Below are 9410 nucleotides of genomic sequence, written 5' to 3' on the forward strand. Positions count from 1 at the left end.
ATATTGCGTTACTGTTATTATTGATACCTGTAATTAAAGCAGAGCTGTTGTAGCTGATTAAGTTATTATTATTTATAGTAGCGTTACTTATATAACCAAGATCATTATCTAATTTAACTATTGCATTACTATTATTTGTTACTTTATTATTGCATTGAATTATAGCACTTGAATTCCAAGATATTTGTTTATCATTTTGAATTGTAGCGTTGCTTACATAACTAAGTTTTTTATCTAAAGACAATATTGCGTTACTGTTGTTATTGATGCCTGTGAGTAAAGCAGAACTGTTATATCTAATTAAGTTATTATTATTTATAGTGGCGTTACTTACATAACTAAGTTCGCGGTCTATAGAAACTATAGCATTAGAGTTGCTGGTTACCAATTCCGTAGGGGCTTCATCTTCAAGAAGTGTGTTCCCAACAAAACCACTAGCAGTTTTTATATTTACAACCTTTCCACTTGTTCCGTAAATGGATCTTCCGGGCCAACCTTGAATTGTATTTGGAACAATTGCAACTTTTGTTAATGGATATTCCAACACAATGCTGGAATTTGGGCTATGAAATTTTAAAGTGCCGGAAAATAATAAATTTTTACTTGTAAATATTATTAAGAATAAAAAATATAAAACTGAAATAAAAAAAATATTATTTCTTAAAAAATACTTCAAACCGGCTCCTTTTTTTCGATTAAATCTTAATTTTATTTACAGTTGCTTTTAAACTTTTATTTAATTGCTAAAATATAGATTGGTTCTCACTTAATTGTTTTAATTATAAGGCATTAATGTATGAATTTAGTCAAGAAAATAAAAAAAGAATTTTTTAACGCTATTTCAAATCTATTTCCTGAAAAAAGTTTAGATTTTGATTCGGTGCAGTTTACTTTAAATGTAGATAAAAATAGACAAAATTTTGGAGATTTAAGTTGTAATTTTGCACTTGTTTTGGCCGGCAAGTTGCAGCTTAATCCAAAAGAGATAGCTTTAAAAATTGTTAATGCTTTTAATTCAAGTTTATTTGATAAATCATTTAAAGATTATATTGAGAAAATAGAAATAGCCGGTCCTGGTTTTTTGAATTTAACATTTACAAGCAAGGCTTGGCATGAAATAGTAAAACAATTTTTTGAATCTAAAGAAAACTTTTTTAAACAGGACAATGATCAATCTAAAGTAAAATATTTAATTGAATTTGTTAGTGCCAATCCGACCGGACCATTACATCTTGGACATGGTCGTGGCGGAATAATCGGTGATACATTAGCCAGAGTTTTAAATTTTTTAGGACATAATGCTCAAAAAGAATTTTATATAAATGATGCCGGTAACCAAATTCAAAAATTGGGAGAGTCTTTAAAAATTAGGTGCCAACAAGAGCTAGGGTTGGTTGTAGAATTACCTGAAGATGGTTACAAAGGCGAATATATGATTGATTTGGCTAAACTTGCCGTGAAAGAGTTTGGTCAAAAGTTATTAGATAAAGATGATAAGTTTTTTTCTGACTATGCAAAAGAAATTATGCTTGATTTGCAAAAACAAGATTTAAAAGATTATGGCATAGAATTTGATAAATGGTTTTCGGAACGTACTTTACATGATTCCGGCCAGGTTGAAAAAGTTATTTTGGAGTTAAAAGAAAAAGATCTTGTCTATGAAAATGAAGGTGCTTTGTGGTTCAGATCTTCAACTTTTGGCGACGACAAAGATAGGGTTGTTCGAAAAAGCACCGGAGAACTTACATATATTGCTGCAGATATAGCTTATCATAAAAATAAATTTGAACGTGATTTTGATAAATTGATAGATATTTTAGGTCAAGATCACCATGGTTATGTAAATAGACTTAAAGCTACTGTTGATGCACTGGGTTTTGATTCAAATAATCTTGATGTTGTTCTGTATCAGCTTGTAAGCATTAAAAATGCAGGACAAGTTGAGCGTATGTCAAAACGTGCCGGTAAATTTACAACTTTAAGAGAGATAATAGATACGGTTGGAAAAGACGTAGCCAGATTTTTTTATTTACACAGAAAAGCTGAAGCACACTTGGAGTTTGATTTGGCCGTTGCATTAAAAAAAACAGATGAAAATCCTGTTTTTTATATTCAATATGCATATGTGCGAATTAATTCGATATTAAAAAAAGCCGAACTTGAATTGGAATTTAAAGATTTTGTAAACAATTTAATAAATAACAAGTTATCTAAAAATGAAGTAGATATTTGTTTGAATAGTTTATGCCAACAAGAGCTTGATGTGATAAAGAAGCTTTTGGCTTTTGGCGAAATATTAATTTCAATAGAAAAAACATATCAAACACATTTATTGTCTTATTATATGGTTGAGTTGGCAAATATTTTTCATGCATATTATTCCGGTAATAAAGTTATAGATAAAGAAAATATAAATTTAAGTAAGGCAAGAATGTTTACATTAAACTTAGTAAATATGGTTTTTGTCTGTGGGCTTGATTTGCTTGGTGTTGAAAAGCCGGAGCATATGTAGGGGGGTTATGTTAAAGATTTTATTTATAGCAATTGGTGGAATATTTGGAACTTTATTAAGAAGTTTTATGGCTCATAATATTGCTTTATCAATGTCTTTTAATATATTGCTTATAAATTATTTGGGTTCTTTTTTAGCCGGATGTTTTTTTCAATTTTTTAAAGCTTTAAATTTTCATGCAACTATTCAGAATTTAATAATGGTTGGTTTTTTAGGTGCATTTACCACATTTAGTACTTATTCGCTAGAGGCTGTAAAAATGTTTTTGGCTGGTGAATACAAAACAGGAATTTGGTATATAATTATAGGTAATATTGGTGCTGTTGTAGCAACATTGGTGGGTATATTTTTGGTTAAACAGTTAATGTTTTTTATAAAAAGTTAATTATGGCTTATAAAGATTTAAAAAATATAGATTTAAAAAATTTTAAACAAACGCATATTAGAAATTTTTCTATTATTGCTCATATTGACCATGGCAAATCTACACTTGCAGATCGTATGTTAGAACTTGCTGGAACGATTTCCGATAGAAATAAAAATGAACAATTTTTGGATAAGCTTCAAGTTGAAAAAGAACGAGGTATAACTGTAAAAGCTCAAACGGCATCACTTTTTTATGAATATGAAGGGCAAACTTATTTATTAAATTTGATTGATACTCCGGGCCATGTTGATTTTAACTATGAGGTTTCAAGATCTTTGTATGCTTGCCAGGGAGCATTATTGTTGGTAGATGCGGCGCAGGGAGTTCAAGCTCAAACTATGGCAAATTTTTATCTTGCATTTGAGCAAGATTTAACAATTATTCCCGTTATGAATAAAATAGATATGATTAATGCTCAGCCCGAAGTTGTTGAACGTGAATTAAAAACTGCTTTTGATATAGATAAATCGGAAGTTTTACGTATTTCGGCAAAAACAGGTGTTGGTGTTAAAGATCTTTTTACTGAAATTGTAAAACGTATTCCTGCACCAAAGGGAAACGAAGACAATCCGCTAAAATGTTTATTGTTTGACTCCTGGTATGATGAATATCGTGGTGTGATTTGCTTAATTGAAGTTATAGATGGATCAATATCAAAGGGTGACAAGATTGTATCTGCGCACTCGGGTCTTGAATATGAAGTTTTAGATATTGGATTAATGTATCCGGAGCCAACCGTTACCGGAAATTTATTTACCGGTCAGGTTGGTTTTTTAATTTCCGGTATGAAGACAGTGAAAGAAGCTCGAGTTGGCGATACTTTTTATCATACTAAAAAACCTGTTGTAGCGTTGCCCGGTTTTAAACCTGCAAAGCCTATGGTTTTTGCCGGTATTTACCCGGTTGATAATTCAGATTATGAAGATGTTCGTGATGCTATTGAAAAATTAACATTAAATGATCCGAGCGTACATGTAGAAAAAGAGAGTTCTGTGGCTCTTGGTCTTGGATTTCGATGTGGCTTTTTAGGGCTTTTACATATGGATGTATTTAAGCAAAGATTAGAACAAGAATATGGGCTTACAATTATAGCAACTTCACCTACTGTGTTGTATAGAATTAAACAAACTGATGGATCTGAATTTTCAATAGAACGAGCTTCAGATTTTCCAGAAACTTCCAAAATAGATATCATCTATGAGCCTATGATAAATGCCACAATTATCACCCCAAAAGAATATTTAGGTCCTATTTTGCAACTATGCCAAGAGCGTAGAGGTGAACAAACTGATATGACTTATTTGGATGAAAATAGAATTATATTAAAATATAAAATGCCGTTAAATGAAATTATTATAGATTTTTATGATAAATTAAAAACATATTCATCCGGATATGCAAGCTTTGACTATGAGCCTGCCGGATTTCAGGAAGCAAATTTGGTAAAAATGAATGTGCTTTTAAATGGTAAACCTGTTGATGCATTGTCTGTAGTTGTGCATGAAGATAAAGCTTATTATTTGGGCCGTCAGCTAACACAAAAATTAAGATCCGTAATCCCAAGACAAATGTTTGAAGTTGCAATTCAGGCGGCAATAGGTGCTAAAATTATAGCTAGAGAGTCTGTTTCAGCATTAAGAAAAAATGTTATAGCAAAATGTTATGGCGGTGATATAACAAGAAAGCGCAAGCTTTTGGAAAAGCAAAAAGAGGGTAAGAAAAAAATGAAACAGGTAGGTAATGTTGAGCTTCCGCAAGAAGCTTTTTTAACTATTTTAAAAACAGAAGAGTGAGGTTTGCTGTATGAAAAGGCGTAAGGGTTTTTATTCTATTTCGGTAGTGTCAAAAATGTTTGCGGTTCATCAACAAACGATAAGAATGTACGAAAAAGAAGGTCTTATTTGTCCTAAAAGAACAGAAGGAAATACACGACTTTTTTCTGAAGAAGATGTAGATAGATTGGAACATGTTATAAATCTTACACACAAAATGGGCGTGAATATTGCAGGAGTTCAAATGATATTAAAACTTCAGGGCAAAATGAAAAAGATGCAAGAAGAGATGAATAAGCTTTTTGAAACAGCTCAAGTACAGCTTGATGTAGAAAAGAATCAGATAAAAAGTGAAATGGATAAAGACGGAAAAATACTTTTGGATATGAAAAAAGAATGCGGTTGTGATGACGATAAAGCTACTGATAGCGATGAACATGATTCAAAAGAGTTTAATGATTGGGAAATTGAATACGAAGATAAAGATTAGACTTTAGGAGTTTTATATGTTTTGGAATCAATTGAAAACAGTTATATTTTTAGCATCATTGAGTGCGATTTTATTTTTAATTAGCGTTTGGATTGGTGGTCGAAACGGTTTAATTTTTGCATTTGTATTTTCTTTATTAATAAATTTTATTACATATTTTTTTTCAGACAAAATTGTTTTAAAATTATATAGAGCTGTTCCGTTGGATGAAAATAAATATAAAAATATTTATGATATAGTTCATGAGCTTTCAATAAATGCTAAAATTCCAATGCCTAAACTTTTTTATATTGATAGTTCCATGGCTAATGCTTTTGCAACTGGAAGAAATCCGGAAAATGCTTCAGTTGCAGTTACTAAAGGTATATTGGAAATTTTAGAAGAACATGAGTTAAGAGGTGTTTTAGCTCATGAATTATCACATATAAAAAATAGGGATATTTTAATTGCAACTATTGCTGCTACTATTGCAATGGCGGTCGCTTATTTGGCAGATATGCTTCGTTGGAGTTTTATTTTTTCAAGTAGTCGAGATTCAAGAGATCGTGGTTCCGGAATAAGCGCAATATTTGTTGCAATACTTATGCCGATTGCAGCGACATTGATTCAATTGGCAATTTCAAGATCCCGAGAATATCTTGCAGATGAAACCGGGGCTAAAATTTCTTATGATCCATTGGCCTTGGCATCAGCTTTGGAAAAATTACAAAATAGTGCGACAAAAAGAATGATTGAGCCTATTTCTAATGCTCAAGCCAGCACGGCATCACTTTTTATAGTATATCCATTTAGCGGTAGTAATTTATTTGCACTTTTTTCAACACACCCACCAATGGAAAAAAGAATTGCAAAATTAAGAGCTATGATAAAATAATTTTATGCCCCGAATTAATCGGGGCTTTTTTATTTTTACTAAGTTTTGTAATGTAAAAAATTTTAAATATATTTTCTATAAAATTATCTTAATTATTAGACCCAAAGGCTATATTTTTGTACTATAATAAATATGAATTTAATTTAAATTTTTTTAAAAATTGGACATTTATGAATAGATTTAAAAACATTTTTAAAGATAAAAATTGGTGGACTGTTTCTAATTTTTTAACCATTGGCCGAATATTGTTAACGCCATTTATAGTAATTAATATATATAAAATGGAATGGACAAAAGCATTTGTTTTATTTGCAATTTCAGCATTAACCGATTTGTTTGACGGATTTTTGGCTAGATTTTTAAATCAGGAAACTTATCTAGGAAAGCTTTTAGATCCAATAGCAGATAAGTTATTGTTAATTTCTGTTTTTACATCGTTGGCTTTTTTGAATTCACCTTTATATATTATTCCACGTTGGTTTATTTTTTTACTTTTGATCCGAGAATTTGCGATATTGTTAGGATCATTTTTTCTTATGAATAAAAATATAAAATTTAGAGTACAGCCAACAATTTGGGGTAAAGCAACAACACTTTTTCAGTGTTTATTTATTTCATGGATTTTTATATGCAGTTTTATGGGCTGGGCTCCTGCAAAAACTTATTATATCTTATTAATTTTAATTACAATTTTTTCTGTTGTAGCTTTTTTACAATATGTGAAAATAGGTTTTAAATATTTATTTTTATTTGTTTTATTTTTTATGAATTTAAATTTATTTGCAGATAATTTTGTAATAACAGAAACAAAAAATAGTAAAAATTCATCAAAAGCTGAAATTAAAGAAGATATAGGGTTAAGTATAAAAGAAAATTTAAATAATTTGTCTGAATTAAATAAAAAAATAGGTGAAATTAATAAAATTATTGGTGATTTACAAATTCAAATTGCAGATATTCAAAAAAATATGTTTTCAAACGTTGAAGGGATTATTGATAATGATAAACCCTTCAAAAAGGCAAGTAGGGGACAGTTAAGAACAAGTTTAGATCTTGCGCAAAATATTAATATAAAACTAAAAACGCAGCTTGATGCTATAAATAAGATAAAAGAAGATTTAAATAAAGATTTTTGCTTAAAGAGTTAAAAAATAATATGAATAAAATTTTTAAATTTATTTTTATTTTAGTTTTAATTTTTAAATTAAATTTATCGGCTGAAATTGGACAGTTAGATTTAGATCAGCATATAAATTTAGATATTTTAACTGAAAAAGATAAAACTATTTTTGAAAATTTAATATTTTATTTATATGAAAGGCCAAAAGAATTTTTTTTAGAAAATAAAAAAATAACTTTAGGATCTCTTTTGGTTGTCTCTTATTTATTAAAAATTGTCGATGAAAATAGGTTTGTGCTATATGAAAAGGATGAAACTAAAAAAATTTTAGTAAAAAATAAATATAAAGATAAAGAATTAAAAGAGATACCTGATGGGGCAAAAAAAGAGCTTGAATATTCTGAAGAAGAAAAAAAACAAATGTGCAAAACTACTAGCGTGGAAGAATTATAATTAACATGAAAAAAATATTTATAGTTACCGGAGAACTTTCCGGCGATATTACAGCAGGGTGGTATTTAAATAAAATAAAAGAAAAAGAAGAGATTGTGGCTTATGCCGTTGGTGGACAAAATTTACAACAAGCCGGCGCTATAATTTATGACGATTTTAATAAATTAAATATTGCCGGCGTTGTAGAAATTTTGGGAAGACTTAAATTTATTTTTAGTTACTTAAAAAAAATAACTAATTATATTTTAGAAAATAACTTTGACGAATTAATTCTTGTAGATTTTCCCGGATTTAATTTAATGCTTGCAAAAGCAATAAAGAAAAAAAATAAAAAAATAAAAATTACTTATGTATCGCCACCGCAAGTTTGGATTTGGGGTGAATATAGAATTAAAAAATTGAAAAAATATTGCGATAATTTAATTGTGATGTACCCATTCGAAGTTGATTGGTACAAAACCAGAGGTCTTAATGCCCAATTTTTGGGTAACCCATTATGTGAAAATTTAAAAGCTTTTATTTATTCTGATTTAGAAGTTAAAAATCAAATCGCAATATTGCCGGGATCAAGAAAACAAGAGATTGTAAAATTGATGCCGGTTTTATCATGGGTAATCAAAAAAATACTGGCAAAATATCCTGATATTAGAATAATATTTCCTGTTGCCAAGTCTCTAGACGTAAACTTTGTAACAACAGAGTTGAATAAATATAATTTAGAAAATTATATGCAAAATATAGTTTTTGTTTTGGATGAAGAAGAAAAAAAACGAGAATTAAAACAATCTATTTTGGCAATTACAAAACCAGGAACGGTTTCATTGGAGTTAGCTTTACTTGGCGTACCATCAATTATAATTTACAAAACTTCATGGCTTACATATTGGATTGCCAAGTTAGTTGTAAATATAAAATGCATGGGACTACCTAATTTATTTTCAAAAAAAATTGTTTTTAAAGAATTTATACAAGGTGATTGTAAAGAAAATTTAATAGTAAATGAAGTTGATAAGCTTTATAATTCTTTTATAAATAAACAAGATTATTATTTTGAAATAAAAAAAGATTTAGAAAAAATTAAAAAAAATTTATGTCAACATGAATGTTGTTAAAATAAATGTTTGTAAAAAAAATTTTTGGCTGTTAAAATCTACAACTAATTTTTGTATTATCTAATTTGATTAATTATAAGGAAAATTTATGGCAAGTTATAATCGCGTAATAATGATGGGGAATTTAACAAGAGATCCGGAATACAAACAGTTAACTTCCGGTCAGGCTGTTTGCAGACTTGGTCTTGCGTCAAACAGACAATTTAAAAATAAACAAACCGGTTCGATGATTCAGGAAGTTTGTTTTGTTGATGTTGATGTTTGGGGACCTCAGGCTGAAAGTTCAAACCAATATTTAAAAAAGGGTAGCTTAGTTTTGGTTGAAGGTAGATTAAAACTTGATTCATGGACAGATAATGATGGCCAAAAAAGAAGTAAGCATGGAATCGTTGCCGACAGAGTTACATTTTTAGGCGCAAATCAGGCAGGAGTTTCAACTGAAGAAGTTGTTGCTACAGCCAATCAATTAGAAGAAATAACAGAAAGACATGCAAAATCTTCATCTGAAGAGAAGCCTTCTAAAAGAAAATCTAAAACTATAGAAGATTCTGAATCAACAGGTGAAGTTAAACTTAAAGATGAAGAGCCATTTGAAGACGATTTACCATTTTAATTAAATTTGAATATTCAAGTTGTAAAGTTTAGTCAAA

10 protein-coding genes are annotated in these 9410 nt (G+C 29.2%); 9 read left to right on the top strand and 1 reads right to left on the bottom strand.

The genetic code is table 11. The features are described 5' to 3' along the window. On the bottom strand, positions 1 to 676 hold a 676-nt coding region (locus tag KKE07_00710; GenBank protein ID MBU4269383.1), incomplete at its 3' end, for a hypothetical protein. Positions 677 to 796: 120 nt separating this feature from the next. Between KKE07_00710 and KKE07_00715 the strand changes: the two genes are divergently transcribed. From KKE07_00715 to ssb, 9 genes are all read left to right on the top strand, one after another. Further along, the gene (locus KKE07_00715) at positions 797 to 2512 is read left to right on the top strand and encodes an arginine--tRNA ligase (GenBank protein ID MBU4269384.1); all 1716 of its coding nucleotides are present in this window, start codon (positions 797 to 799) and stop codon (positions 2510 to 2512) included. Positions 2513 to 2519: 7 nt separating this feature from the next. Beyond that, entirely contained in the window at positions 2520 to 2897 is a 378-nt protein-coding gene (locus tag KKE07_00720; protein ID MBU4269385.1) for a CrcB family protein, read from the top strand. Positions 2898 to 2899: 2 nt separating this feature from the next. Then, complete coding sequence (lepA, locus tag KKE07_00725) at positions 2900 to 4732, top strand: translation elongation factor 4 (GenBank protein MBU4269386.1); 1833 nt, start codon at positions 2900 to 2902, stop codon at positions 4730 to 4732. Positions 4733 to 4742: 10 nt separating this feature from the next. Further along, positions 4743 to 5201 carry a MerR family transcriptional regulator gene (locus tag KKE07_00730; protein MBU4269387.1) on the top strand — a complete coding sequence of 153 codons (459 nt, stop codon included), beginning with the start codon at positions 4743 to 4745 and terminating at the stop codon, positions 5199 to 5201. Between the two features lie 16 nt (positions 5202 to 5217). Beyond that, entirely contained in the window at positions 5218 to 6075 is an 858-nt protein-coding gene (locus KKE07_00735) for a zinc metalloprotease HtpX (protein MBU4269388.1), read from the top strand. A 170-nt stretch (positions 6076 to 6245) separates the two neighbouring features. Beyond that, positions 6246 to 7223, top strand: coding sequence for a CDP-alcohol phosphatidyltransferase family protein (locus tag KKE07_00740; protein ID MBU4269389.1), 978 nt, complete (start codon positions 6246 to 6248; stop codon positions 7221 to 7223). An 8-nt stretch (positions 7224 to 7231) separates the two neighbouring features. Next, positions 7232 to 7648 (top strand): hypothetical protein, encoded by a 417-nt coding sequence (locus tag KKE07_00745; protein ID MBU4269390.1) that lies wholly within the window; start codon positions 7232 to 7234, stop codon positions 7646 to 7648. A gap of 5 nt (positions 7649 to 7653) precedes the next feature. Continuing rightward, complete coding sequence (gene lpxB / locus KKE07_00750) at positions 7654 to 8760, top strand: lipid-A-disaccharide synthase (GenBank protein MBU4269391.1); 1107 nt, start codon at positions 7654 to 7656, stop codon at positions 8758 to 8760. An 88-nt stretch (positions 8761 to 8848) separates the two neighbouring features. Next, on the top strand, positions 8849 to 9373 hold the full coding sequence (gene ssb, locus KKE07_00755; protein MBU4269392.1) for a single-stranded DNA-binding protein: 525 nt from the start codon (positions 8849 to 8851) through the stop codon (positions 9371 to 9373). The last annotated feature ends 37 nt before the right edge of the window (positions 9374 to 9410 follow it).

The sequence above is a fragment of the Candidatus Dependentiae bacterium genome (assembly GCA_018897535.1).
GTDB lineage: Bacteria > Babelota > Babeliae > Babelales > UASB340 > UASB340.

Excerpts from the sequence above, each read along its gene's own strand:
- ssb (MBU4269392.1), top strand. The coding sequence starts at position 8,849 with ATGGCAAGTTATAATCGCGTAATAATGATGGGGAATTTAACAAGAGAT.
- KKE07_00740 (MBU4269389.1), top strand. The coding sequence starts at position 6,246 with ATGAATAGATTTAAAAACATTTTTAAAGATAAAAATTGGTGGACTGTT.
- lpxB (MBU4269391.1), top strand. The coding sequence starts at position 7,654 with ATGAAAAAAATATTTATAGTTACCGGAGAACTTTCCGGCGATATTACA.
- lepA (MBU4269386.1), top strand. The coding sequence starts at position 2,900 with ATGGCTTATAAAGATTTAAAAAATATAGATTTAAAAAATTTTAAACAA.
- KKE07_00720 (MBU4269385.1), top strand. The coding sequence starts at position 2,520 with ATGTTAAAGATTTTATTTATAGCAATTGGTGGAATATTTGGAACTTTA.
- KKE07_00735 (MBU4269388.1), top strand. The coding sequence starts at position 5,218 with ATGTTTTGGAATCAATTGAAAACAGTTATATTTTTAGCATCATTGAGT.
- KKE07_00715 (MBU4269384.1), top strand. The coding sequence starts at position 797 with ATGAATTTAGTCAAGAAAATAAAAAAAGAATTTTTTAACGCTATTTCA.
- KKE07_00745 (MBU4269390.1), top strand. The coding sequence starts at position 7,232 with ATGAATAAAATTTTTAAATTTATTTTTATTTTAGTTTTAATTTTTAAA.
- KKE07_00730 (MBU4269387.1), top strand. The coding sequence starts at position 4,743 with ATGAAAAGGCGTAAGGGTTTTTATTCTATTTCGGTAGTGTCAAAAATG.